The sequence below is a fragment of the Williamsia phyllosphaerae genome, assembly GCF_014635305.1.
GTDB classification, from domain to species: Bacteria; Actinomycetota; Actinomycetes; order Mycobacteriales; family Mycobacteriaceae; genus Williamsia_A; species Williamsia_A phyllosphaerae.
In genome coordinates this window covers 366,765-391,952 of record NZ_BMCS01000001.1, presented here as the reverse complement: position 1 = coordinate 391,952, position 25,188 = coordinate 366,765, and the positions used below count along the sequence as shown (strand labels likewise).

The following is a 25,188-nucleotide window of genomic DNA, read 5'->3' as shown; positions in this document are numbered from 1 at the left end:
GACTACTTTCGAACGTTCCTTGTAAGTTCTGCTTACATATCCTGGTGGGCGGCAAGGACGTAGCAGTCAGAGTCCGAATTCCCGCAGTGCGTTCATCACGGCTACCCGCAGAGCAACGGTGGCGGGGTGGCCGTCGGAACCCTCGCGCACGAGAAGGTGGATGCTGCGATGCTGGTCGGTCGGAAGCCACTCGCTGGGGACCAGGCCGCTGCTGAATTCCCGGACGGCCAGATCGGGCAGGAATGCACCAGCGAGGCCGCGCTCGACCATGCGGACGTGAAACAGCAGGTCCGTCGACTCGTGAGCGATCAGCGGTTCGAAACCGCGTTCGCGACAGACGCGCACGGCCCACTGCGTCGAGGCCGCCGACGACGGTTCCATCGTCCACCGGACGTTGCGAACCTTCTCGATATCCCCGTCGAGGGACGAATCCGGCAAGTACCCCCGCACCGGGTCGGTGCCGAGAGTGGTGACGTGCACACCGCCCGATGAGAATTGCGCGATACCCGGATATGCATCGGTGAGTACCGCGTCGACCTGCCGTGAAGTGAGCAGCACCGCCGCTGATTCCGGGGCGGCGAGTCGGAGCCGGATTTCGATGCCGGGGTGGGTTCGCGCCAACTCGACCAATGCCGTCGGCAGCACTGTGCGGCTGATGGTGGCGAATGCAGCCACCCGCAGTATGCCGCGGGGGTGTCGGTGCGAGGTCGCCAGATCGGATTCCGCCCGCTCCACCGCAGCCATGATCGCATGGGTATTGCGGACCAATTCCTCACCGGCGGCAGTCAGTTGAACACCACGGCCCACCCGCTCGAGCAGCACGACACCGGTCTCATGCTCCAACTGCGCGAGCTGTTGGGATATTGCCGAGTGGCTGTACGACAGCTCGCGAGCCGCCGCCGTCATGCTGCCCCGCAGCTGTACTTCACGAAGGAGCATCAGACGGTGAAGATCGAGCACCCCCAGATACTAATGGCGCGGAGGGTGGAGGACGTGTCCTGTTCAACACTGGACGCAGTGTCGACGGCGCCGTGGTTACGGCGGCCGTGGGTCAGTGCGTGCCAACGCCGTGGTGTGGGGCCCTGGGTACCGGAGACCGTCGACTTCTGTGGCTCGCTCATCCAGCAGCAATCCGGACGATCGGTAAAAGTACCGATTGTTGGTGGTCCACGTGCTGGCTACCTTGGGTTCACCAAGGTTCTGTGTCTGTCGTCACTGCCGTCGACCGCGGGACAGGTGCTTGTGGCTTCACTTGCCCGGCCGGTTTCCGAACTGCATCTAGCGCGGAGTCCCGTCACTCACGGAAGGTAAAAATCATGAATGAACGTCCAGACAGGGGCAATTACGCCAACGCCGAACTCGAACGGCTGGGCTACGACCCCGAGTTGAAGCGGGCGATGAGTCTGGCCGACGTGATCATCTTCGGCCTGATCTACATGGTGCCGATCGCTCCGATCGCCGTGTTCGGCTTGGTGTATAACTTCTCTGCCGGCGCGGTCGGCCTGGTGTATATCGTGGCCGCGACCGCCATGGTGTTCAGTGCGATCAGCTACCGGGAGATGGCGCAGACCTTCCCGATCGCCGGCTCGGTCTACTCCTACGTCCGGTACGGCATCAACCAGTTCGTCGGATTCCTGTCCGGCTGGGCGATCCTGCTGGACTATCTCCTGATGCCGGCACTGCTGTCCTGCCTCGCGGCCTCGGCCATGGTTTCGCTCGTGCCGAGCGTGCCGGCCTGGATTTGGGTCGTCGGCTTCGTCATCATCACCGCCGGCATCAACCTGCGCGGCATCACGTTCACCGCGCGGATGAACAAGATCTTCCTCGTCATCCAGCTCGTCGTCCTTGCGGTGTTCTGCGTGTGGGCGCTGGTGGCCGTGGCGCAGGGCAAGGGCCACTTCTCCTTCGATCCGATCTTCAGCTCCGAGTCGTTCAGCTGGTCGGTCGTCTTCGGTGCCATTCCGCTCGCGGCACTGAGCTTCGTCGGTTTCGACGGCATCTCGACGCTCAACGAGGAAGCCAAGGGGGGCGGCAAGACCGTCGCACGGGCCACCATGATCATCCTGTGGATCTGTACCGCCCTGTTCGTGCTCCAGGTCTACCTCGCAGCGATCTTCGTACCGAACGGCACGGTGTTCGCGGACGGCGATGACACCAACAACGCCTTCTACAACATCACTGGCGAGGTCATGGCGAACTGGTTCCAGATCGTCCTCACCCTGACGACAGCGCTCATCGCGCTGTTCGCCAACATCCTTGCCTCCAACGGCATCTCGTCGCGACTGGTGTTCAGCATGGCCCGCGACCGTCAGCTCCCGGCATTCCTGTCGAAGGTGCACCCGAAGACCCAGGTCCCGGCAAACGCGATGATCTTCATCATGGCGGTGTCACTCGTCGTCGGAGTCCTCGGGGTCGAGAACCTGGCACTGCTCACCAGCCTGGTCACCTTCGGCGCTCTGACCGCGTACATCATGCTTCACTTCAGTGTTCTGGTGCACTTCGGGTACAAGATGAGGAGCCGAAAGCTGTTCGCCCACTACATCTCTCCCGTTCTCGGCGCAGGCGTACTGATCTACGCGCTGTGGAGCGGCAGCTTCAACGCCAAGGTCTCCGGGCTGATCTGGTTGGCCATCGGAGTCCTGATCGCCCTGTACTTCCGCAAGACGGGCCGGTCCTTGGTGCAATCGGAGATCGACGCCCCCGAGGCCGCGCCGACTGCAGCGGCCGACGGGCTTCACCCCTCACCCACCGTCACCACCCAGAAGGCGCGCTGAGATGACCACCGGTACCCCCCGCAAAGTATCCAACCGCACCGAAGAGCTGGCGCACATCCACGCCCGGCGGACCCTTGAGCGGGTCACCTCCGAATACGATGAGGTCGTCGCCGCCGAACTGGATGCCAACCCGTTCGGGCCGCACACCGATCGCACGGCGCGGGTCCTCCGATATCTGCGCAGTCTGCCCATCGCCGGCAAGGAAGTCCTCTTCGCCCCGGGCGATGGCGCGTGGACGATCGGGAAGATCGTCATCGGTGCACCAGGAAACATGATCGTCGAGGACGACGTCTTCGACGACTACACAGCGGCCGCGCGCACGGTATTGCGCCGTCGCCTAGCCCTCTTCGTCGATACCGCTGAATAGGTAGGTCCTCTCATGAAGCACGATTCCACCGCGATCTTCGGCTACACCGATCGCCTCTCTGCCCGCCCCGGTGAGACGCTCACCTTTCACGTCAGTAGTGACGAGCCGACCCGATACGACGCATCGCTGGTCCGGCTGAGTCACGGGTTCACCGGATCCGCCGGTCCCGGATTCGTCGAGTACGACGTGCCCGGCGCAGGTTTCGCGGGCAGCTACGCCGGCGAACACCACATCTGCCAGCCAGGGTCGTTCGTCGAAATCGACGACCCGAGCTCGATCCTGGCCGACCCGACCGACGTGACGATCAGCGTCTATGTCTACGCGACGCTCCCTCTGTCCGAACGCGCCGACAGCATCGGCGCCTATCACGTCACGCAGAACTCCATCAGCCTGACCAACAAACGTCAGACAATATGTGGCACCTGGGAAGAAGACACTGCAACCGGCTACGCGCTGGTGCTCGACGACGGGGTGCCCACCGTGCTGTGGGGGCACGACGGACAGCCGCGAGCCCTCTCCACCGCGAGCGTCCTGCAGGCAAACCACTGGTACCGACTCGATCTGCACTTCGGAAGCGGCGCGGGCGAAGTCCAGCTGACGCAGACACCCATCGCCAACTGCATGAACCAATTCTCCGATCAAGCAGAGCCCATCGACGTCGATGAGGCGACGGCGTCACTGGGTCACGACACCCCAGCCCCAAGTGCTCATCCATTCCGGATAGCAGCGCTCGCCCGCCGTGACGGCGACCGCTGGCTGGCCGTCGCCCCGTTCAACGGCAAGATCGGCGGACTCACCGTCACCCGAGGCGGAGATCGGCTAGGCGGCGGCGGTGAACTTCTCGCACGCTGGCACTTCGGTCGCTCCTCCTCCGACGACGGGCTCTTGCTGTGGGATGTTGTCGATCTCTCGGACAACCAACTGCGTGGCCGGTGCTTCAATGCGCCGATACGGGCCGTGACCGGTCCGTCCTATGCGGGTCTCTCGGAGGACTTTCGCGATGCACCCGATGAGTTCGACGCGATCCACTTCCACGACGACGACATCGCCGACGCCGACTGGCCCGCCGCGTTCACCTTCGACGTCCCCGACGACCTCCCCAGCGGCGTGTACGCGGCACGCCTCGAGGCGCTCGACAAAGCGCACTACATCCCGTTCATCGTGGGGCCCGGTCGCCGGAAGAACGAGGTGGCACTGTTGCTTCCGACCGCCACCTATCTCGCCTACGCCAATGATCGGACCCCGTTCGAAGCCGACGGCGCCGAGGTCATCGTGTCGCACACACCGATCCTCAACCAGAATGACATCGAACTCCAGAACCATCCTGAATTCGGACGGTCCTGCTACGAGATCCACAACGACGGCAGCGGTGTCGTCTTCTCGAGCGCCCGCAAGCCGATCATCACACTCCAGCCCAAGCACCGGGCCTGGTACGGGGCGAACGGCGTCTGGGGCCTGCCCGCAGATCTGTGCATCGTGCACTGGCTCGACACGCTCGACTGCGAGTTCGACATCATCACCGACGAGGACCTGGACGCAGGCGGCTACGAGCTGCTGGCCGACTACCGGGTTGTCATCTCCGGTGCGCACCCCGAATACGTCACCCGCCGCGAGATAGATGCGCTCGACCTGTTCACCGCACGTGGCGGTCGGCTGATGTACCTGGGCGGCAACGGTTTCTTCGCGACAGCGTCATTCGTGCCGGATCAGCCGTACGTCATGGAACTCCGTCGATCCGCCGGGGGCACCCGACCTCACCAGTCGAACTACGGCGAACGACGGCACGCCACGTCCGGAGAGATGGCGGGGCTGTGGCGGCACAAGGGCAAAGCGCCTCAGCGATTGACCGGCGTCGGCTTTGCCGCGCAGGGATTCGACCGGTCGACCCACTACGAGCGGCTCGAAGACAGCCGTGACCCGCACGCCGCGTTCGTGTTCGAGGGAATCGGGGACGACGAGATCATCGGTGACTTCGGCATCATGGGAGGTGGGGCGGCGGGAGCCGAAATCGATTGTTACGACCCGGCCCTCGGCTCTCCCCCGGGCACACTCGTCCTCGCGACCTCCGGTCAGTTGACCGACGCATTCCTGGTGGTCATCGAAGAGGTGTACGAGAACCTGCCCGGACAGGGCGGCAGTGAACACCCCTACGTCCGGTCCGACATCGTTCTCGGGGCACTCGACGGCGGCGGGGGGTTCTTCTCGGTCGGATCGATTGCTTGGACCGCTGCGCTGTCGCACAACGGATACGACAACAACGTCGCGAGAATCACCGGCAACGTCCTCAAGCGCTTCGTGAACAAGGAACCCCTGGATCAGATCATCGACTGAGCGGGTGCTGGAGCTCGCCCGTGAGCCGAGATTCATCGTGACAAAAGAGATTTGAGGAGAACGCAATGAGTAGCTATACCGTCACCGACCCGGGTTCCGGGGAGGAGCTGAGGTCGTACCCCGTCCACACCGACGCCGAGATCGATTCGACGTTGGACGCCGCGTACGACGCGTACAGGACATGGGCTCATCAGACGATCGATGAGCGGGTGACCCTGTTGCGGCGCCTCGCCGATCTTCACGAGGAGCGTCAGGACGCCCTTGCCGAGATCGCTCGGAGGGAGATGGGGAAGTCTCGCGAGGACGCCCTCGGTGAGATCGGGGTGTGCGTGTCGATCTATCGGTACTACGCCGACAACGCCGCCGCATTCCTGGCCGACGAGACGATCGACGTCACGAGTGGGCCGGGCACCGCTATCGTCCAAAGGCGGCCTGTGGGGATACTTCTCGGCATCATGCCGTGGAACTTCCCCTACTACCAGGTGGCGCGATTCGTCGGACCAAACCTTGCTCTGGGAAACACGATCCTTCTCAAGCCGGCACCACAATGCCCGGAATCCGGCCTCGCCTTGCAGAGCCTGTTCGACGATGCGGGATTCCCAGCGGGAACCTATAACAACATCTTTGCCACCAATGAGCAGGTCGAACGCATTATTGCGGACCCTCGCGTGCAAGGAGTCTCGGTCACCGGCTCGGAACGAGCGGGGGCCGCCGTCGCGGAGATCGCCGGACGCAACCTCAAGAAGGTCGTTCTCGAGCTCGGCGGGTCGGATCCATTCATCGTTCTCGGCGTCAGCGACATGGACGAGGCAGTGGACGCGGCCATCGAGGCGCGTATGGAGAACACCGGACAGTCCTGCAATGCCGGCAAGCGCGTCATCGTTCTCGACGAGCTCTACGACGACTTCGTCGCGCGATACACCGCGAAGATGCTGGCGCGACCGGCGTCGCCGGTGTCCTCGCTCGTGGCCGCAGAGCGACTGAGCGATCAGGTCGACCGTGCCGTGGCCTCCGGAGCGACGCTGGAGACCAGCGGCGAGCGTGACGGTGCTTGGTTCCCTCCGGGCGTGCTCACCGGTGTCCAGCCCGGCGGTGACGTGTTCTATGAGGAGTTCTTCGGTCCGGTGGCGATGGTCTTCCGCGCCCGGGACGAGGCGGAGGCGATCAGGATTGCCAACGACACCGCCTTCGGACTCGGCTCCTACCTGTTCAGTACCGATCCCGAGCAGGTCAGTCGCGTTTCCGAGCAACTCGAGGCGGGAATGGTCTACGTCAACGGGTTCGGTGGGGAGGGTGCGGAGTTGCCCTTCGGTGGCGTCAAGCGCTCGGGCTTCGGGCGTGAACTCGGGCGTCACGGGATCGATGAGTTCGCCAACAAGAAGCTGATACGCACCCTGCGGCAACCCTGAGGTCCCGGGGCAGAGGCGCTCCCGATACCCGGGAGCGCCTCTGCCCGGCCACAGCGTCGGTCTCGTTCACCACACGGAAGTCCACTGATCCTTCGGCCGGCGCCTTGGGCACCTGCGCTGTCACCTCGGTCATGTCTCCGATGATCATCTGCAGGACGGGATGTGATTGACCTAGGGCGATTCCGACGAATACTGCAGTACAACAGACGTATTGCCGACTAGGTTGGACCGGGCCGGTACCAATGAGGGGAGATTTTCCGGTGACCACAGCGCAGACCACGACCGAGGGCACGATGCCCAACGGTTTCGATCCCGCGAACGTGGAAGCTCTGGAGCCCACGCTGCGTTCATTGGTTGAACGCCGACAGAGCGTCATCGCCCCGAGCAACCGTCTGTTCTACAGCACACCAGTCGACGTGGAGCGCGCCACAGGCGTCCATTTGTACGATGCGCAGGGCAACGAATACCTCGACGCATACAACAACGTCCCTGCCGTCGGTCACTGTAATCCGCATGTTGTGGAGGCAATTTCACGACAGGCCGCAACCTTGAACAGTAATACTCGATATCTCACGACCACGTTGATCGACTACAGCGAACGACTGCTCGCCACTCATGACCCGGCCATCGACCAACTGCTGTACACCTGCTCGGGCAGTGAGGCCAATGATCTGGCCATTCGATTGGCCCGCTATGAAACGGGCGGCGACGCCGTCATCGTGACGTCCCACGCCTATCACGGGCTCACAGCGTCCATCGCCGAGATGTCGCCGACCCTGGGTCCGAACGTCCCCCTCGGGGCAAAGACGGTCACCATAGAGGCGCCGGATTACGCCAACGTTGATGATGCCGAAACAGTCGGAGCAGCGATGGCGTCTCGCGTGTCGGAGGCCATCGCGCACCTCGAGCGGCATGGGATGCGGCTAGCGGCCCTCCTCGTCGACACAGTGTTCTCGAGCGACGGACTCATCACGAGCCCTCCTGGTTTCCTGGCGCCTGTTGTCGACGTGGTCCACGCCGCCGGTGGGTTCTTCATCGCCGACGAGGTGCAGGCAGGCTTCGGCCGAACCGGCGATGCCATGTGGGGATACCAACGACATGGCGTCACACCTGATCTGGTGACCATGGGCAAACCGATGGCGAACGGTCTGCCTCTCGGAGCGGTGGCGACGCAGAGTCGGCATGCCCTCAGATTCGGGCGCGACATCCGGTACTTCAACACCGCTGCGGGCAATACGGTCTGCATCAGCGCGGCCAACGCGCTCCTGGACGTCTTCGAGACCGATGGAATCCTCGAGAACGTCCGCGACGTGGGAAGGCGAATGCTCGAAGGCCTCACCGAACTGACGTACCGGTACGCCTGCGTGACGAGCGCGCGGGGAGCAGGACTGTTCGTCGCCGTAGATCTGGTTGATCCGGACACTCAGGAGCCTGCACCGACACTGGCGGCGTCGGTCGTGAACGGACTGCGTCAACGACGTGTATTGGTGAGCAACACCGGGCGCTACGAGAACGTCCTGAAAGTTCGGCCACCGCTGGTCTTCTCGGACGAGGATGCGCAATACTTCCTGGGCCGGCTCGACGAGGTCCTTGCGATGGCCATGTCCTGAACCACCTCGGCCAGCTAGACGGCTGTGTCGGTGTGGGTGTCGGTTGTCGCCACCCGGGCGCAGCTCGCGGCCCCTTGGACTCGGACATGCGGCCGGCTCACCGAACCTGCTCAGACGCCGACCAGGTTGGACAGCTGCGCGGCACTCCATTCGATGTTGCGCGACAGATACTCGGCGTTGTCGGGCATCGCTTCGCTGAGATGCAGTGCCAGAAGAAGTCGCTGGGTTATGCGCATCGACACCAGACCATGGATCAATTCGGACTCGGCGTCGCTCATGGCGCACACCTCGCGGTACCCATCGATCATGTGACGGGGTCGATCCCACGGGTCGCCGTCGACGGCAACCTGGGAAGCCAATCCGCTGGCCAGATCGGCGGCGCGCCACGAGCGCATGACATCGCCCCAATCCAGCATCCCCTGAACGAAGGCATCCGATGCGGGGTCGACCAGAATGTTGTCCAGACTGAAATCGCCGTGCACCACCTGAGTTGGCAGCTCGACGGCCGCGGGCATGAAAGTGGATTTGTACCACTCGAATACCCGACCCACGGCGGGTATCGCAGTCAGTGGTCGCATGGCGTCGAGTTCGTGGAAGTTCTGCAGGTCGTATATCAGGTGGCGATCTGCTGCGTCGTGGTGAAAATCGCTCAGGGACTTGGACAATCTGGCCAAGACCCGGCCGCACTGGCGCAGCTGGTCGGGCAAAGGGTGAACGGATCGCAGCGCTCGGCCGGGCAGAAAAGTCGTGACCCGCACGATGCGTCTCTGACCGTCGTGCATCAGCACACGGGGCAGTTGCTCCCCATCGGCTGAAGAGATGACGCGCTCGAGCGGCAGAAGGGCATCCCGTCGACTGGCGTGCAGCAGTGCCGCAGTCTGCAGATCGATGACACGTGGATGGTCACCCGGGTGGGCGATCTTGACCACATAGCTGTCGCCGAGGCGCGTGGTGGCACGAAACGTGTCGTCGCGTTCGGTCGGCAACCGCACCGGATTCTCGGCGGCCTCGATCCCGTACACCGACTTGATCAATATCCGTACCTGTTCGGCGGTCAAACGCTCGAACGATGTGGTGAAAGATGAAGTCACTCATGTAGTTTAGTCGTCAGAGACAATAGCAGTATGTGGTTGACGATTCCTGTCCATCGGAGGTGTGAGACGAGCAGGGCGGTTGTGAAACATTCGTACCGAGACGGCCGCCCCATTGCCTTCACCGGGGGAGGCAGCGCAGGGCACGTCCTGCCTGCTTTGGCCGTCGCTCGCGCTGTACGGGAGGCGTCCGGCTCGCCGTTGATCTTCTACGGTCGAGCCGGCAGTGTCGAGGAAAGATTGGCCCGCGATGCGGACATGGGGTTCCGTGCGGTCCCGGCAGCAGGCTTACGTCGTTACTTCTCGATGAAGAGCGGGTTGATGCCGTTCGTGGTGATTCACGGCATCGTTCGAGCCGTCGTCCTACTGCGTCACGACTCTCCCCGTGTCGTCTTCTCGAAGGGGTCTTTCGTCTCGGTCCCTGTGGTGTGTGCTGCCTGGCTCCTTCGCATCCCGATCGTGATTCATGAGTCCGACCACTCGATGGGGTTGGCCAACAGGTTCGCGGGCCGACTTGCAGCCAGAGTTCTGCTCTCCCATCCGGATACGCAGATGCCCCGCTCGTTTCGCAGGAGGTCACGCGTCGTAGGGGAGATCGTCCGGCCGGACCTGGCAGACGGCGACGCTGAGCGGTTCCGGGACGCGCATGACATCGCCGCCGACCGCCCCGTCGTCCTCGTCTACGGCGGGGGCGGTGGTTCGGGTCGGATCAACGCGGCGGTTCGGCGCGGGTTGGATCGGCTGTTGGAACAAGCCACGGTCGTCCACGTCTTCGGTCCCGGCAACATCGAACAAGACCTCGTCGGCCGGCGTGGATATCACCAGTTCGACTTCATCGCTGCCGGAATGACAGACGCCCTGCGGCTGGCCGACATCGTGGTGGCCCGAGCCGGCGCCAACACGGTGGCCGAACTGGCAGCTCTTGGCAGACACGCGATTCTCGTGCCTCTACCAGTCAGCGTGAGCAGGGGAGACCAGATCGTCAATGCCCGACATTTCGTCGAGCGTAACGGTGGCGTCGTGTTGAGAGACCAGGATGTCGGCGAGTCACTGTGCTCGCTCATCATGATTGAGCTACGGAAGGGCCGAGAACGCGGCCGCCCGACGACGGTTCCGGATCAAGCCATCACGCCCTGCCAGGCAGTCGCGCGGATGATCCTGGAATTCGGAGGGGATGCACACGTGTGAAGACCCCGGGCGAGCGACGGGTCGCCGCCGGAGCGCCACCGAAGCCACCGAGTTGCGCCCACACCGCTTTGGTAGCAGGCGTGCGGCCCCGGTGGGCGAGCCTCATGCGTGTTCTAGAACGCCTGCCAGTCTGCCCATGGCGAGATCGGGGCTCGAGAAGGTCGGTGTGGTCAGACCTTCACCGGAGACCATGGCGGCGACACGTGCCATGGATGCCTGGGCGAGCACGATGGAATCGACCGACGTGGCGACATCACGTAGCGCCTCGGCAATGATTGCGTCGTGGCCCGCCGTGTCTCCAGAAGCATTGGCGGCAAACGCATCTGTGAGAAGTCGGACATCGAGTTCCGGTTCCATCGATGCGTTCCGAGCTCGGCGGTGAATCAACTCCACGGTGGGCGCGAGAGTGGACTCGGCGGTGGCCAGCACCGCGATCCGGGGCGCGCGCTCCGTGCCGGCGGCTGTTTTCGCGGATTCGATCGCAGCATCGACCATCGGCACGTCCACTCGCAGTACGGGGACATCCACGAGCTGTGCGGCCAGTTCGACGGCGGGTCCGATGGACGAGCACGTGGCCATCACGGCCACTGCGCCACTGTCGACAGCGGATACGACGTGGTCGACCACGCGGCGCGAGATAGCCGCTGTCAGGGCGCCGTTGGCGAGTGCGTCGGCGAGCAACGACTCATCGACGATGTTGGACACCTTGACATCGGCGGGGAATCTCTTGCCGAGCTCACCGAACACGGGGAGGAGCCCGCTGACGGTGTGAAGTAGTACAACGCGACGGGTCATGACGGATCTCTTTCTTGGAGTCGGACCAACAGCTGTTCGCGGGACTGGCAGATGTGGTCGTCGAGACGCGACACGGCGAGTTCGACATCGCCGGACTCGATGGCTTCGATGACCGGCCGGTGGGAGTCGGGCTCGGCCTTCGCATCCGAATCGAGCACCTTCGTCAGGATGATGACCCGCCGAGTCTCCATCTGAATGGACTTGAGATGGTCCAGTAGTAGGTCTTCTCGACAGGTGGAGGCGATCACGTAATGCAGTTCGATGTCGGCATCGACGACCGCGAACAGGTCGCGGCGGCGGTAGGCATCCTCGAGCTCGGCGAAGGCGGCCCGAATGGTTCCCAGGGCAGCCTCGTCGACGTGGCCCCGTGTCATCGCAGTACGCAGCGCATAGCATTCCAGCAGTGCGCGGAGATTGAACACCTCGCGGACCCGCTTCTCGCCGATGCTCTGGACGAAGGCACCGCGGTGTGGGTGGATCTCCACCAGACCCCGATCCTGCAGGGCACGCAACGCTTCTCGCACCGTCCCCCGGGCGGTATTGAGCTCCGCGGCGAGGGTGACCTCGGGCAGCTGTGAACCCGGCGGATACTCCCCGCGGATTACGGCCTCGGCAATGTGATCGATAACGGCATGGGTGAGCGTCTTGGGCCGCGCCAGTCCGCGCGGCCGCGTACGCGAGCCGTCGGAATCGGCTTGGACCCCATCAGGGCCTAACGAAGTCGGACTCATGTGAAACCACCTCCAGGCTTTCGTGGATGGTGCCGGCCAGCTTCGCCAGTTCCTCGTCGGTGATGGTGAATGCGGGCGACACCTGCAACGCAACGTCTCCGAGGTTACGGGTGATCACGCCGCGCTTGCGGGCTTCGCGAACAACTTTGGCCAGCACGGCGGGATTCGCCTCCTTGACCTTCGGATCGATGTTGACGGCTCCGAGCAAACCCACGCCGGCGCGTACCTCGTCGACCAACGGGTGATCGGCCAGCGGGGCCAGATGCGATGCCATCACGGATTCGTATTCGGCCACTCGGTCTACGAGGCTTTCCTTTTCGAGTATGTCCAGGTTGGCGTTGCCGACCGCGGTGGCCATCGCGTGTCCGGAATACGTGTAACCGTGCCGGAACACGGCGGTCGAGCCGTCCTTCCAGAACACGTCTGATACGCGCGGCGCGATCGCGACCGCGCCGAGCGGTGCGTAACCGGACGTCAAGCCCTTGGCCATGGTGATCATGTCGGGCTGAATTCCGTAGCGGCCGGAGGAGAACCAGTCGCCACCGCGGCCGAACGCGGAGACCACCTCGTCGATCACGAGCAGCACGTTGTTCTCGCGGCAGATCTTCTCGATCTCGGGGAGGTAACCCTGCGGTGGGTGAAGCACTCCGCCTGCGCCAACGATCGGCTCGCAGAAGAATGCCGCTACGTTGTCGGCGCCCAGTTCGGTGATCTTGGTCCGAAGGGCTTCGGCATCGTTCCACGGCACCTGCGCCACCGACTCGACCATTGGTCCGAGACCGGCGAGGTTGGCGGGGAGGCCGGCGAGCGAGGTCCCGTAGGCGTTCATGCCGTGGTAGGCCCGGGTGCGGCTGATGATCATCTTCTTGCTGGGTTGTTCGACGACCGACCAATACAGGCGGGCCAGCTTGGCCGCCGTGTCGACTGCCTCCGAGCCACCGCCGGCGGTGAAGAAGATCTTGCCGTCGGGGAAGGGAAGGTAGTCAGCGATTCGCGAGGCGAAGAGCTCGGTGTTCGGAGTGGTGAACACGTCGAAGGTTTGGAACGCCGCGAGATCGATTGCTTGCTGACGGGCAACGTCCGCGATCTCGGTGCGACCCAACCCGACATTGCAGTACCACAAGCCGGCAAGGGAATCGAGGTAGCTGTTGCCCTCTGCGTCCCACACCGTGCGACCTTCGCCGCGCACGATCGTCACGGTGTCGTTCTTCACCGCGCTCATCTGAGCGAAGGGATGCCAGTAGCTGGTCTCGGTCACGATTGTTCTCCTATCACAGCAAACATGCTTATTTCTCAGTTGAATTTCCGCCCGATCAGTTCGGGCGGTGGTCCGAGCGCGGGACAAGCTCTTGGCATTCGGTCCGACGTGCTGATCACCTTGGAAAGCAATGATGCCAGCCCTATGTCTGACTGTCAATTGTCCGACAATATGCGGCTAGCGGCGGTGGTCGACCAGGGAGACGGGTCGGTCGCCCACTAACAAAAGGATCCGCGCCGTCTCTTCGAGTTCCTCAGCAGCATCCACGGCATCGGCCAGAGTTTTGCCTGCCAGTACCGAGCCGTGGTTGGCCAGCAACACAGAGTGCGCTGCACGCATGGCATGCCCCACCTTCTGGCCGAGGGCCGGATCACCCGGAGGGATGTACGGGATGAGAGGTACCCGTCCGACCCGCATCACGTGATAAGCGGTCAACGGGGGCAGGCAGTCCGCGACGTCGAGCCCGGCCAGGCAGGACACAGCTGCCGCATGTGAGCTGTGCAGGTGGACGACGGCACGCGAATCGGGTCGGGCGCGGTAGGTTTCGACGTGGATCGGCCATTCCTTGGAGGGTTTGGATCCGTCCAGGTGCACACCGTTCAGATCGAGAAGTGCCAGTTCGCCAGGTATCAGGCCACCCAACGAGGTTCCGGTTGGCGTGATCAGGATCCGATCGCCCACCCGCACGCTGATGTTGCCGGTTCGTCCCGCTGTCAGCCGACGGTCGAACAGCGACGCCCCATGACGGACAATGGCGGTTCGCTCCGCTGCCATCGTGTCCATCACGCGGACGCGGATTTCGCGAGGAAGTCGGGATCGCCGAAGTTGCCGGACTTGAGCAGGAGCGAGATCGGATCGCCCGACACCGTCGTGCACCAGGGGACACCGGGCGCAGCCTCCGCGCCGACGAGGACCTGCTGCACGCCGAGTTCAGCCACTACGGCTCCCGACGTCTCGCCACCCGCGACGACGATTCGGCGCGCGCCCTGCTCGACCGCCCTCGAGGCGATCCGGGCGAGTACATGCTCGAGAATCTGCGGGGTGTCGGGCCCCATGGCCATCGCACCCCGGCGCCTCTCCTCGGCAGCAGCGGAGGTGTAGATCAACCGCGGGCGGGTCTGGTCCTGCGCCTCGTTCCACGCGACGGCTGTGTCGACGAGAGTGTCTGCATCGGGGATGTCGCCTGGATCCAGCCGCAAGGCCGGCATGGTCAGTCGCGCCCGCCGTACCTGCTCCAGGGTTGCCTCCGAACAGCTTCCGGCGAGCACCAGAGTCCCACTCGAGGCGTCAGGTGCATCGCGGCTGCCCATCGGATGCTCGTCCGCGGGAAGAGACGCGCCCAGGTTTCGTCCCACTGCCTCCACCAGGCCTGCACCGCCACTGAGGACGGCCGACTCGTGCCCAGCGGCAATGGAGTCAAGATCGGAATCGTTGGTGGCATCTGCGACTATGTGCCGAACACCCTGGTCGACCAGTCCGTTCACACGTTCGATCACCGCCTCGTGGCCGGCGCGCACCACGTTGAGCGGCACCGACCCCACCATGGATTCGGTCTGCAGCGACAGCCATCGCACCAGGTTCGAGTCCGTCATCGGTGTCAGCGGATGAGTCCGCATGGACGACTCGCTGAGCAACGTGTCGTCGACGAAGAGGTGTCCCAGGTACGTGGTGCGCAGGTGTAGCGGCGTGGCTGGACAGACGATCGTGTATCGAGCGCCGGTGAGTGTCAGAAGGAGGTCACATACCGGACCGATGTTGCCCTCCGGTGTGGAGTCGAAGGTCGAACAGTACTTGTAGAAGTACCGGTTGACGCCGTTCTCACGGAGCCAGGCGACCGTTCGCTCGACGTACTCGCACGCCTCCGCGCGCGCGATGCTACGAAATTTGATTCCGACCACGACCGCATCGCAGTTCTGCAGGGTGCTCCCCGGGGCCGGGACGCCGAAGAGCATGACGACGCGAAGTCCACTGCGGCGCAGAGCTGCTGCGGCGTCGGTACCGCCCGTGTAGTCGTCGGCGATGACGGCGATGTGTGTCATACGGTCTTCCTTTCGGCACGACGGCTGCAAAGTCGTGCAGCCGTGTCGAGAAATCGATCTCGCAACCGCTGTCAGACCGCGGTCCGCCCGAGCGAGGAGGGCAGGCGGGCGGATTGTCCGTCAATCCGACAATCACCGTATGGCCGACGCATCCGTGCGTCAATACCGGCGGTCGGGTTCTTCTCGGTCGGATCGATTGGCTGACCGCTGCGCTGTCGCACAGCGGATACGACGACGTCGCCAGTGTCACCGGCAACGTCCTCGGGCGCCCCCTGGATCAGATCATCGACTGAGCGCAGTCCACGCGCAGCAACCTCTGCTGCGTGGCGGCCACCACGGCGCTCGCGCGTGAGCCGACATTCATCTTGCGCAGGATGCTCTCTACGTGCGATGTCACCGTCCGCACCGAAATCGACCGTAGGACGGCGATCTCACGATTGGAATGCCCGGACGCCATTGCCGACAGGATGTCGAGCTCTCTGTTGGACAGGCCATGAGGAATGGGGTCTACCACGACCTGCTGAACCAGAGCGGCCTCGTGCAAGCCGCGGTCGACGATGCGCGTCAACGTCACTGCCGACCACCTGTGGTCGGTGGGCCACAGGCCCACCAGGGCAGGGTTCAACGAGCGCAGGAACCGGGCGACGACCACGCCGAAGTGGGGGTCTACCAGCGCGTCGGGAACTCGAAAGCCATCGACCGACCTCACTTGTCCGAAACGGTCGACGACGCCGACCATGGCGCCTTCAGGTGCTGGGGGCAGTAGAGACGGCGGTGAGGTGGCGACGGTGAGGCGGGAAAGCACCGTCGTCAACGCCGCGACGAGATCCTTCGCTCGGTGGTCGAAGGTGCCGGCAGCCCCGGCTGAGACGTGAAACATCCCCGCATAAGTTCCGTCGTCGCGGTACAGACGGCTCGTCATTCCGTCCTGGAACCCCGCCGGAGCCATCACCTCACGAAACGTGGGGGTATCGCGGTAATGCGGCAGATCATCGGTTCTCACCGGCCCCCGCGCCACCTTCAGCACACGGTTCTCGTCCGATGCGAAATACGGGTCGCCAAGGAACTCCAAAGTTTCTGGGCGGTAGCCCGCGCTGGCAATCGGGCGATGCCGCTGCTCTAGACGGTCCCAGGCCAACAATGCTGCAGCCTCGTGGTGTGTGCCCTCTTGTAGAAGCGTCAAAACGTCTTCCCCGGCTCCGGCCAGGCCGGAGGAACCCGCCGCGTAGGACACATCGGTGAGCACTCGCGTGTAAAGATCAGTCATGGCACTCCTCGAGTGCTGTCCGTCAAATGGATTCAAGCACCACATCGTGCATCTGTCGCGCCGTGTCGCGACGCCGTCACTCGCTCACCGAACCCCGGGCACCGTCGTCGGTGAACCCAGCTTCTCGCTCCAGCGCTGCACGCCATTCGGTGGTGAGCCGCACAAGGATTCTGAGCCTATATTGTCCGGCTGTCAATTGTTAGACAATGTGTGGCTACATGAGGTCGAGTTCCTCGGCGACGGTTGACACCTGCTTGATGGGTCCGGTGAACCACTTCTTCACCGACACGTGCCAGTAGACGAACAGCAGGATCAGCACGCCGCCGACGAGTAGCGGGGTGTAGTTGACGAACTTCCACTCAAAGCTCGCGTCCCACGGCATGCCACCCAACGACGTCGGGAACATGGCGATGATCGAGGTGACGATGATCTCGACGAGCGCGACGGGTGCCATCCACCTGTGGTGACCGCGCAGATTCCACTTGCCGACCGGGAACGAGTCACCGGCCTTCCAGCGGAAGTAGATCGGCACCGCGAAGCACAGGTACAGGCCGACGACGCCGATGGAGGCCACGGCGAAGAATGCGACCGGGACGGGTGCGCCGTTGATGTCGACTTCCACCAGCGCCGGCAACGTGATGATCGCCGCGATCGCGGCGGTGACGATCACGCCGTTGGCGGGAATCTTGTTCTTGCTGACCTTCGACCACAGCTGGTGACCAGGCACCGCGCGGTCGCGGCTGAACGCGAACAGCATCCGCGAACTACTGGTCTGGACGGCAGTGAGGCAGAACAGCTGACCGGCCGTCGAGATCAGCAACACGACGCCCACCCACGGCGAGCTCATCGCCTGGCTAAGGATCACCGCTACCGCACCGCCACCTGCTGACACCGCGTTCGAATCGTTCACCGCGAACAGGAAGGTGAGCAACAAAATCCAGCCGCCGATGGCGGAGTAGACGATGGCCCGCCAAATGCCTTTGGCTGCGCCGTCGGCCGCGCCCTTGGTTTCCTCGGATATGTGCGCGGACGCGTCGTAGCCGGTGATCGTGTACTGGGTGAGGATCGCCGAGATCGGCAGCACGAAGATCAGCCAACCGACCCCGGACGTGGCACCACTGAACATGCCGGTGTTGTTGATGGTCTTGGCGAAGACGTCGGACACGCTGGCGTGATGCTTGGGCACCACGATGAGGATGGCGATGACGAGGGCTGCGCCCGCCACGTGCCACCAGACCGAGATGTTGTTGATGACAGCCAGCAGGTGCGAAGAGAAGATGTTGATGATCGCCGACATCGCCAGGATCACCAGAAAGAGGACGAAGACCCTCGTCAGGCTGTAACCGGCCAGCCACGTCTCGCTGAACGTGCTGAGGGTGAGGTCGAGGAACGTCGCCGCGCCGTAGGCCGTCGACGCGAGGATGGCGATGAGGCCGATCAGGTTCAGCCAGCCGGTGTAGAAGCCCGCCTTGGCGCCTCCGAGTTTGCTTGCCCACCAGTAGATGCCGCCGGAGGTGGGGAAGGCTGACACAAGTTCGGACATGCACAGTCCGATGATGAGGATGAATACCGACACGATGGGCCAGCCCCACGCGATGGCGGCGGGCCCGCCGTTGTTCCAGCCGAGGCCGAACGAGGTGAAGCAGCCCGCCAGGATCGAGATGATCGAGAACGAGATGGCGAAGTTGCTGAAGCTCGACCAGGAGCGGTTCAGCTCCTGGGTGTACCCGAGCGATGCGAGGTGCTTTTCGTCGTCGGACAGCTGTTCGTGACCCTCTGGCACGGCATTTCTCCTTTTTAGGGAACGCCTAAGAGGACGTTCGCTGGTTCGGAGAGTAGACCATTGACCGACAGTCTGATTGTCGAACAATAAATGTTTCGCTTGCACCGTATGGACGGCGTGATCGGTGAGTTCTCTCGGTCAAAACTTGCCCGTCATAGATGTTGGTCGGCGATCACGAATCGCTTCGTCCGTGCGTGATTCCCAGCCGGCGTGACCTCTTAGGTGGACGCGAAGAATGCACAGCAGTCACCGGCGCGGAAGCTCACGCCGTCAACGGTGTTCAACACTCGGCCATGACGACCAACCGCCCACCGAGCCTCAAAATCGCCCCGAAACCCGGGCGGAGTTTTTCTCCTGCGGACTGTGCGGACTGGCGGAGATCTGGCGCGACCCCGGAAACGAGGAAGCCCCGACCGGGTTTCCCCTGGTCAGGGCCTCTTCTGTGTCTCAACCAACACGTCGGGGTGGCGGGATTCGAACCCACGACCTCTTCGTCCCGAACGAAGCACGCTACCAAGCTGCGCCACACCCCGTGGCTTCCGTCCGCGTCGCACTCTCTCGCGAACAGCCTCGTTCAGCCTACATCCACACCGCAATCGGTATTAAATCGGCTGGTCAGAGCCCCCTGCGAGAAGCGTGACCAGCGGACAGAACACCGTGGTGACGATGTCGTGGATGGCGTCGGCCGTGAGATCGCCGTTGACCAGGAACTCGTAGCGCGCCATGTCGAACGGCAGCGAGCGGACGCGTTCCGGTAGCGGCGCCGGCCCGATCTCGCCTCGAGTGCGGGCTCGGTCGAGCATCGCATCGCTGAGCGCGACGCCCTTGGTCTGCAGGATCCGCAGGGTTCCGGTGCCCGGGGATGCGGCGGCGTCGGCGAGCACTCCCAGTGCGATGGACCGCCCCATGGACTCGAGCCGATCGAGGACGAGCCGCAGGGTGGCCTCCACATCGCCTGCGAGAGAGCCGGTGTCGGCCGCCTGGATGACGTCGTCGCTCGCGCTGGTCAGCGCGGCCACCACCATGTCGAGCCGATTGGGCCACCGCCGATAGAGCACGGGCTTGCTGGTCTGTGCGCGACGGGCGACGCCCTCGAAGGTGAGTCCGACGTATCCGTGGTCGACCAGTTCGTCGAACACGGCCCGGTAGATGGCGTCGTCCAGTTCGGCGCCACGCCGCCGCGTCGCTGTCATGTCGTGTCCCTGCCGGTCGATAAGAAACGTTGCGTATCTCGTCGGAGCAATCTAGCATTTTGACGTCAAGACACTATCCGTATCTTAAAGGAGCCATGATGGCCGACTCGCCCACCCGCCAGCCGCTCCGCCAGGTGGCGGTCGTGCTCGGACTGACCGCCGCGCTGTCGCTGCTGCTCCTGGCCTTTGCACTTCCCGGTGTGCACTCCAAGCCCCATGACCTGCGGCTCGGTGTGGTCGCCACCCCCAGCACGTCGCAGCAGATCGCCCGATCGCTGGACACCCGACAGCCCGGTGCCTTCGAGGTGTCGTATCCCTCATCCGCCGACGCCGCGCGATCGCAGATCCGATCCCGTGACCTCGACGGTGCCCTGATCGTCGGCAGGATGGGCGTCACGACGATGGTGACCACCGCGGGCAGCACGTCGGTCGCAACCCTCATCGAGGGCGTCGGCGCACAGGTCGCGTCCTCGCAGAACACGACCAGTACGACCGTCGACGTCCGCGGGTTCGGCAGCGGTGACCCTCGCGGCGCCGGGCTCGCGGCCGGGGCGCTGCCACTCGCACTCGGCGGGTGGATCGGTGCATTGGTGATGATGATGGTGCTGCGAGACCCGCGGACGCTGATCGCGTCGACGCTGGCGTTTGCGGTCGTCGGCGGCCTGGCACTGACCACCATCCTGCGGTTCGTCCTGGGAACATTCGACGGTCAATTCTGGCCGGCGGCGGGTGCGGCGATGTTGGGCATCGCGGCAACGGCTTTCGGCGTCATCGGACTCCGCACCCTGCTCGGTGCAGCCGGCCTCGGAATCGCAGGACTCGCGCTGATCGTCCTCGGGAACCCGCTGTCGGGACTGACCAGCTCGCCCAGCCTGCTCCCGCAACCGTGGGGTGCGATCGGTCAGTATCTGCCGCCGGGCGCGACCGGCACGCTGCTGCGCAATGTCGTGTTCTTCGACGGCCATTCCACGGGTCACGCGACGGCGGTGTTGCTCGCGTGGCTGATCGTCGGAGCCGCGTTCTACGTGATCGCGATCCGTCGTGGACGCACTACCCAGGACACCGCCGAGGAGTTCCTCGACGAGGAGTGGGGCATCACCGAGACGACACACGTTCCGGCGCACGCACGCGAAGGCCACGTGCCGCAGCACGCACGCTGACCAGCAAACTCAGTGGCGCTGGCCCGCGGTCAGCGGTGGCAACGACTGCTCCTCGTCGTACTCGGCGTCGCCGTGCGACACCGGCGTCAGCGTGAGAAGCGTGGCCTCGGGACGGCAGCAGAAACGGTAGGGCGCATACGGTGAGGTGCCCAGGCCGGCGCTGACGTGCAGCTTCATCGTCGAGCCCCAGTTCGAGGCGCCCTTGACCCGCGACCGGTCGATGTCGCAGTTCGTCACCAGCGCACCGAAACCGGGGACGCAGAGCTGACCGCCATGGGTGTGTCCGGCCATCACCAGGTCGTAGCCGTCGGCGGCGAACTTGTCGAGCACGCGCGGCTCCGGCGAGTGCGTCAGTCCCAGCCGAAGGTGGGCGAGGGGATTGGGGCGCCCCTCGACGGTCTCGTAGCGGTCGCGCTGCAGGTGCGGATCGTCGACTCCGGCCGCGGCCACCCGCACCCCTGCCACCTCGAGCTCGCGCACCGTGTGCGTCGCGTCGAGCCAGCCGCGCTCGGTGAACGCCGCGCGCAGGTCCTGCCACGGCAGCGGCTCGCCGTGGACGCGCTTGTGGTTCTTGTTGAAGTATTTCAACGGGTTCTTGGGCGTCGGACCGAAGTAGTCGTTCGACCCGAAGATGAACAGCCCCGGCCGTGACAGCAACCCACCGAGCGACTGGATCACCGACGGGACGGCGTTGGGGTGGGCCAGGTTGTCGCCGGTGTTGACGACGAGGTCGGGTTCGAGCGACTCCAGCTCAGACACCCAGGCCTGCTTGAGGCGCTGACCGGGCAACATGTGCAGATCGCTGATGTGCAGAACCCGCAGGGTGCCGGCGCCGGGCTCGAGCACCGACATCGTCTTGTGGCGCAGCGTGAAGGCGTTGCGCTCGATGAGGGTCGCGTAGGCGACCCCCGCCACGGCGGCACCGGCGGACGCAGCGGCAACCCGCGCCACGGTTGCCTGCGGAGTGGCCGCAGGGCGGTGAGATCCGGCCAGTGCGTCACGGATTCGCTTGATGTCGACGTCAGCCATCTGGTCAGGATACCGATGGCGGACCCGGTGGGTACCCGAAGTACCTGCGGACCCGGCACAGAAAATGGTGTGAGGTCATCCGTGGGCGGGCACTACCGTGGCCTCATGACCGACGACTCAGCTCTCAAAGCCCGCATCCGCACCGACCTGACGACAGCGATGAAGGCCCGTGACACCGAGACCGTCGCGACGCTGCGCATGGTCATCGCCGCGATCGGAGCCGAGGAGGTCTCCGGGTCGGCGGCCCACACGCTGACCGACGAGCAGGTCACCTCGCTGCTGATGCGGGAGAACAAGAAGCGGGCCGAGTCCGCCTCGATCTTCGACGAGAACAACCGCAGCGAGCTCGCCGACAAGGAGCGGGCCGAGGCGGCCATCATCTCCCGCTACCTGCCTGCGCCTCTCGACGACGCCGGGGTGGACGCGCTGGTCGCGGACGCGATAGCGCAGGTGACCGTCGATCTCGGTGAGCCGCCCGCGATGAAGCAGATGGGTCAGGTCATGAAGATCGTGACCGAGCGGGCCGCAGGCGGAGCGGACGGCAAACGTCTGTCGACGGCCGTCCGCTCGGCGCTGCAGTAGCCGATCCGGGTCAGGGCGACCCGGGGATCACGATTGGTCCGATACCGGGGATCGTGATCGTCGTCGGGGGCAGGCGCGGACCACGCTCCGGCGTCGCCACCCGGCCCTGACCGTCACTGACGAAAATCGTGACCGTGGTACCGGGGACCGCTGTACCGGACGGGCTCGTCGAGACCACGGTGCCCGCCGACTGCGCGCTGGTCGTGGTGGACTGCTCGACCTTGAAGCCGTTCTCCTGCAGACGCGCGGTCGCCGAACTCGCCGACAACCCGCTCACGTCGGGGACCCGACCGTTCTGGCTGCCCTCGACGTACTTCGGGTCCGTCGGGGGTAGCGAGGTGGGACCGAACTTGTTCGCCACCGGGAGGATCGCGTTGTACCAGGTACGGGCGGGCTCGAAACCGCCGTACAGGTCGCCGCCGTAGCACTGGCGCAGCGGCGAGGAGCAGATGTCCTCGGGGCTCGTGGTGTCGCCGTAGATGTAGGTGGCGCCGGCGAAGTTGTTGGTGAATCCGAGGAACGCCGAGGAGCGGTGCGCCTCGGTGGTACCGGTCTTACCCGCCAGCGGCAGGGTCCATCCGGCCGACGCCGCCGCGCCCGCCGAGGTTCCGCCCCCACGGTCGTCGGCGGACATCGCGTTGGCCAGGGTGTCGGCCAGACCCGGCTCGACCACCTGCTCGCACGCGGGCGGCGTGAACGCCACCGCGGTGACCTCCGGCTCGCCGTTGGCGCCGATCACCGTGTTGCCGTTGCGGTCCCGCTTCTTCTGGGTGATGGACTTGATCGGGTTGGGCGGGCACCAGGTGCCGTGCGACGCCAGGGTCGCGGCCACGTTCGACAACTCCAGCGGGTTGATCGCGTTGGGTCCCAACGTGAACGAACCGAAGTTGCCCTGCTTGACGTAGTCGGCCAGGCTCAGATCGCCCTGCCCCGAGGTGCCGGGCTGGGCGTATGAACGCATGCCGAGCTTGACGGCCATGTCGACCGCGGACGGCACGCCGACCTCGTTGAGCAGCTTGACGAACGCGGTGTTGGGTGACTGCGCAAGGGCATTGGTGATCGACATGGTCCGGGGGTACCGGCCGTCGTTCTTGACGCAGTAGGTGTTCTCCGGGCAACCGTTGACGCCGCCGCTCGAGCCCATCCCCTTGGCCTGGTAGGTCGACGGGACGTCGAGGGATGCCGACGATCCGAGGCCCTTCTGCATCGCCGCGGCCACGGTGAAGATCTTGAAGATCGATCCTGCGCCGTCGCCGACCATCGAGTACGGCTGCGGTTGCACGGTCTGATCGCGACGCTGATCGAGCCCGTAGTCGCGGCTCGAGGTCATCGCGAGGAGGTCGTGGCTCTGCTGACCGGGCTTGATCACGTTCATCACGTTGGCGATTCCGGTGAGCTGCGGGCTGGCCACTGCCTGCACGGCCGTTTTCGTCGACGCCTGGACCTGGGGGTCGAGAGTGGTGCGGATCGTGTAGCCGCCACGCAGCACCGCGTCGCGGTTGAGCCCGTTCTCGGCGAGGAACTGCAGCGCGTAGTCACAGAAGAACCCGTTGTCGCCGGCCGAGATACAGCCCTGCGGCAGCGACTGTGGTTGCGGCAGCACGCCGAGCGGCTTGGACTTGTCGGCAGCGAACTCGGCGGCACGGTTCGGGAAGTTCGCGATCATCGTGTCCAGCACGAGGTTTCGCCGATCGGTGACACCCGAGACGTTCGTGTAGGGATTGAGTGCCGAACTCGACTGCACCATGCCCGCCAACATCGCCGACTGCGGGACGTCGAGATCCTTGGCCGACTTGTTGAAGTAGGTCCGCGCCGCGGACTCGATGCCGTAGGCGCCGTTGCCGAACGGCACGATGTTCAGGTAGCGGGTGACGATCTCCTTCTTCGCCTCCTGCTTGGCCGCGGCCTTGTCGATGTTCTTGTCGCGCATGATCTGCTCGGTGAGCGTCTGCTCCAGCGTCAGCGCCATGCGCACCTCGCGCAGCTTGCGGGCCGGGGTGGTGGCGATGGCGGCCTCGCGGTCGGCCTCGGTCCGGGCCAGCACCAACAGCTGATAGTTCTTGATGTACTGCTGGTCGAGCGTCGACGCGCCCTGCTGCACCTCGCCCGACGACGAGTTCTTCAGGAACGCGCGGATTGTGCCCTTCCAGTCCACGCCGTCGTGCTCGAGGAAGCGCTTGTCCTCGATCGAGATGATCGCCCGGATCATGTCCGGGGAGATGTCGTCGTAGTCCACCTGGACCCGCCGCTGGTCGTACAGGTACGCCATCGGCTTGCCCGTCGAGTCGGTCATCGTCGTGACCTCGGGGACCGTTCCGTCGAGCAGCTCGGACGACGAGTTCTCGACGGTGGTCGCGGCCTTGTTCGTCAGCAGCCCGAAGCCTCCGGCCGCGGGGAACAACAGTGCGGCCACGAGGACGCCGGCGAGCGCGCAACAGGCGAGCAGGACCCAGAGGGCCCTCGATCGCGGGGTGCGGTGGGTTTGATCGGACACGGAAGTCAGGATACGTGTCCGATCTGAGAGTCCGGGTCAACCATCGGTGACGACTCACGAACGGATGACGCCGCGCACCCCGTACCT

The 25,188-nt window shown here is 64.5% G+C and carries 21 protein-coding genes and 1 tRNA gene; 9 read left to right on the top strand and 13 right to left on the bottom strand.

The genetic code is table 11. The features are described 5' to 3' along the window. Positions 1–66 precede the first annotated feature (66 nt). Complete coding sequence (locus IEV93_RS01985) at positions 67–960, bottom strand: LysR family transcriptional regulator (RefSeq protein WP_188486434.1); 894 nt, start codon at positions 958–960, stop codon at positions 67–69. A gap of 356 nt (positions 961–1,316) precedes the next feature. Here IEV93_RS01985 and IEV93_RS01980 point away from each other — a divergent pair, with 356 nt between their 5' ends. The 5 genes from IEV93_RS01980 (at position 1,317) to IEV93_RS01960 (ending at position 8,491) form a co-directional block, all read left to right on the top strand. After that, positions 1,317–2,774 (top strand): APC family permease, encoded by a 1,458-nt coding sequence (locus tag IEV93_RS01980; RefSeq protein WP_229704826.1) that lies wholly within the window; start codon positions 1,317–1,319, stop codon positions 2,772–2,774. Position 2,775: 1 nt separating this feature from the next. Continuing rightward, on the top strand, positions 2,776–3,141 hold the full coding sequence (locus tag IEV93_RS01975; RefSeq protein WP_188486432.1) for a N,N-dimethylformamidase alpha subunit family protein: 366 nt from the start codon (positions 2,776–2,778) through the stop codon (positions 3,139–3,141). 12 nt (positions 3,142–3,153) lie between these two features. Further along, a complete protein-coding gene (locus IEV93_RS01970; protein WP_188486430.1) occupies positions 3,154–5,472 on the top strand; it encodes a N,N-dimethylformamidase beta subunit family domain-containing protein in 2,319 nt (772 codons plus the stop codon). Positions 5,473–5,537: 65 nt separating this feature from the next. Continuing rightward, positions 5,538–6,881, top strand: coding sequence for an NAD-dependent succinate-semialdehyde dehydrogenase (locus IEV93_RS01965; protein WP_188486428.1), 1,344 nt, complete (start codon positions 5,538–5,540; stop codon positions 6,879–6,881). 260 nt (positions 6,882–7,141) lie between these two features. After that, positions 7,142–8,491, top strand: coding sequence for an aspartate aminotransferase family protein (locus IEV93_RS01960; RefSeq protein WP_229704825.1), 1,350 nt, complete (start codon positions 7,142–7,144; stop codon positions 8,489–8,491). Positions 8,492–8,601: 110 nt separating this feature from the next. Here IEV93_RS01960 and IEV93_RS01955 read toward each other — a convergent pair whose 3' ends face one another. Then, complete coding sequence (locus tag IEV93_RS01955) at positions 8,602–9,582, bottom strand: phosphotransferase (protein WP_188486426.1); 981 nt, start codon at positions 9,580–9,582, stop codon at positions 8,602–8,604. A gap of 33 nt (positions 9,583–9,615) precedes the next feature. On the opposite strand from IEV93_RS01955, the gene IEV93_RS01950 reads away from it, so the two are divergent. Then, complete coding sequence (locus IEV93_RS01950; RefSeq protein WP_229704824.1) at positions 9,616–10,770, top strand: UDP-N-acetylglucosamine--N-acetylmuramyl-(pentapeptide) pyrophosphoryl-undecaprenol N-acetylglucosamine transferase; 1,155 nt, start codon at positions 9,616–9,618, stop codon at positions 10,768–10,770. 102 nt (positions 10,771–10,872) lie between these two features. Here the strand turns inward: IEV93_RS01950 and IEV93_RS01945 are convergent, their stop codons facing one another. The 5 genes from IEV93_RS01945 to otnK all read right to left on the bottom strand — a co-directional run bounded on the left by IEV93_RS01945 (position 10,873) and on the right by otnK (position 15,593). Then, entirely contained in the window at positions 10,873–11,451 is a 579-nt protein-coding gene (locus IEV93_RS01945) for an aspartate/glutamate racemase family protein (protein ID WP_229704823.1), read from the bottom strand. 110 nt (positions 11,452–11,561) lie between these two features. Beyond that, complete coding sequence (locus tag IEV93_RS01940; protein WP_188486419.1) at positions 11,562–12,296, bottom strand: GntR family transcriptional regulator; 735 nt, start codon at positions 12,294–12,296, stop codon at positions 11,562–11,564. Beyond that, complete coding sequence (locus tag IEV93_RS01935) at positions 12,271–13,554, bottom strand: aminotransferase family protein (protein WP_229704822.1); 1,284 nt, start codon at positions 13,552–13,554, stop codon at positions 12,271–12,273. Before IEV93_RS01935 ends, IEV93_RS01940 begins: the two co-directional genes overlap by 26 nt. Positions 13,555–13,731: 177 nt before the next feature. After that, positions 13,732–14,337 carry a class II aldolase/adducin family protein gene (locus IEV93_RS01930; RefSeq protein WP_188486417.1) on the bottom strand — a complete coding sequence of 202 codons (606 nt, stop codon included), beginning with the start codon at positions 14,335–14,337 and terminating at the stop codon, positions 13,732–13,734. Beyond that, positions 14,337–15,593 carry a 3-oxo-tetronate kinase gene (gene otnK, locus IEV93_RS01925; RefSeq protein ID WP_188486415.1) on the bottom strand — a complete coding sequence of 419 codons (1,257 nt, stop codon included), beginning with the start codon at positions 15,591–15,593 and terminating at the stop codon, positions 14,337–14,339. The genes IEV93_RS01930 and otnK overlap by 1 nt, the downstream gene beginning before the upstream one ends. Here otnK and IEV93_RS01920 point away from each other — a divergent pair. After that, entirely contained in the window at positions 15,587–15,886 is a 300-nt protein-coding gene (locus tag IEV93_RS01920; protein ID WP_188486413.1) for a hypothetical protein, read from the top strand. The two genes, otnK and IEV93_RS01920, sit on opposite strands and share 7 nt — an antisense overlap. Here the strand turns inward: IEV93_RS01920 and IEV93_RS01915 are convergent. The 4 genes from IEV93_RS01915 to IEV93_RS01900 all read right to left on the bottom strand — a co-directional run bounded on the left by IEV93_RS01915 (position 15,871) and on the right by IEV93_RS01900 (position 19,836). Next, positions 15,871–16,860 (bottom strand): helix-turn-helix transcriptional regulator, encoded by a 990-nt coding sequence (locus tag IEV93_RS01915; RefSeq protein WP_188486411.1) that lies wholly within the window; start codon positions 16,858–16,860, stop codon positions 15,871–15,873. The genes IEV93_RS01920 and IEV93_RS01915 overlap by 16 nt on opposite strands. Positions 16,861–17,074: 214 nt before the next feature. After that, positions 17,075–18,643, bottom strand: a complete 1,569-nt coding sequence (locus IEV93_RS01910; RefSeq protein WP_188486409.1) for an amino acid permease — start codon at positions 18,641–18,643, stop codon at positions 17,075–17,077. 459 nt (positions 18,644–19,102) lie between these two features. Next, positions 19,103–19,176 (bottom strand) — tRNA-Pro (locus tag IEV93_RS01905). 69 nt (positions 19,177–19,245) lie between these two features. Further along, entirely contained in the window at positions 19,246–19,836 is a 591-nt protein-coding gene (locus IEV93_RS01900) for a TetR/AcrR family transcriptional regulator (protein WP_188486407.1), read from the bottom strand. Positions 19,837–19,934: 98 nt separating this feature from the next. Here IEV93_RS01900 and IEV93_RS01895 point away from each other — a divergent pair, with 98 nt between their 5' ends. Next, positions 19,935–20,996 (top strand): ABC transporter permease, encoded by a 1,062-nt coding sequence (locus IEV93_RS01895; protein WP_188486405.1) that lies wholly within the window; start codon positions 19,935–19,937, stop codon positions 20,994–20,996. Positions 20,997–21,005: 9 nt separating this feature from the next. Here IEV93_RS01895 and IEV93_RS01890 read toward each other — a convergent pair whose 3' ends face one another. After that, positions 21,006–22,025 carry a metallophosphoesterase gene (locus IEV93_RS01890; protein WP_188486403.1) on the bottom strand — a complete coding sequence of 340 codons (1,020 nt, stop codon included), beginning with the start codon at positions 22,023–22,025 and terminating at the stop codon, positions 21,006–21,008. A 105-nt stretch (positions 22,026–22,130) separates the two neighbouring features. Between IEV93_RS01890 and IEV93_RS01885 the strand changes: the two genes are divergently transcribed. Next, the gene (locus IEV93_RS01885; RefSeq protein WP_188486401.1) at positions 22,131–22,607 is read left to right on the top strand and encodes a GatB/YqeY domain-containing protein; all 477 of its coding nucleotides are present in this window, start codon (positions 22,131–22,133) and stop codon (positions 22,605–22,607) included. 10 nt (positions 22,608–22,617) lie between these two features. Here IEV93_RS01885 and IEV93_RS01880 read toward each other — a convergent pair whose 3' ends face one another. Continuing rightward, positions 22,618–25,101: a penicillin-binding protein gene (locus tag IEV93_RS01880; protein WP_188486399.1), complete on the bottom strand. Its 2,484-nt coding sequence runs from the start codon at positions 25,099–25,101 to the stop codon at positions 22,618–22,620. Positions 25,102–25,188: the final 87 nt, after the last annotated feature.

What these genes read in the sequence shown, in the direction of transcription:
- IEV93_RS01915 (WP_188486411.1), bottom strand. Translation starts at nt 16,860, where the DNA reads ATGACTGATCTTTACACGCGAGTGCTCACCGATGTGTCCTACGCGGCG.
- IEV93_RS01885 (WP_188486401.1), top strand. Translation starts at nt 22,131, where the DNA reads ATGACCGACGACTCAGCTCTCAAAGCCCGCATCCGCACCGACCTGACG.
- IEV93_RS01975 (WP_188486432.1), top strand. Translation starts at nt 2,776, where the DNA reads ATGACCACCGGTACCCCCCGCAAAGTATCCAACCGCACCGAAGAGCTG.
- IEV93_RS01930 (WP_188486417.1), bottom strand. Translation starts at nt 14,337, where the DNA reads ATGGACACGATGGCAGCGGAGCGAACCGCCATTGTCCGTCATGGGGCG.
- IEV93_RS01950 (WP_229704824.1), top strand. Translation starts at nt 9,616, where the DNA reads ATGTGGTTGACGATTCCTGTCCATCGGAGGTGTGAGACGAGCAGGGCG.
- IEV93_RS01895 (WP_188486405.1), top strand. Translation starts at nt 19,935, where the DNA reads ATGGCCGACTCGCCCACCCGCCAGCCGCTCCGCCAGGTGGCGGTCGTG.
- IEV93_RS01970 (WP_188486430.1), top strand. Translation starts at nt 3,154, where the DNA reads ATGAAGCACGATTCCACCGCGATCTTCGGCTACACCGATCGCCTCTCT.
- otnK (WP_188486415.1), bottom strand. Translation starts at nt 15,593, where the DNA reads ATGACACACATCGCCGTCATCGCCGACGACTACACGGGCGGTACCGAC.
- IEV93_RS01940 (WP_188486419.1), bottom strand. Translation starts at nt 12,296, where the DNA reads ATGAGTCCGACTTCGTTAGGCCCTGATGGGGTCCAAGCCGATTCCGAC.
- IEV93_RS01900 (WP_188486407.1), bottom strand. Translation starts at nt 19,836, where the DNA reads ATGACAGCGACGCGGCGGCGTGGCGCCGAACTGGACGACGCCATCTAC.
- IEV93_RS01890 (WP_188486403.1), bottom strand. Translation starts at nt 22,025, where the DNA reads ATGGCTGACGTCGACATCAAGCGAATCCGTGACGCACTGGCCGGATCT.
- IEV93_RS01980 (WP_229704826.1), top strand. Translation starts at nt 1,317, where the DNA reads ATGAATGAACGTCCAGACAGGGGCAATTACGCCAACGCCGAACTCGAA.
- IEV93_RS01965 (WP_188486428.1), top strand. Translation starts at nt 5,538, where the DNA reads ATGAGTAGCTATACCGTCACCGACCCGGGTTCCGGGGAGGAGCTGAGG.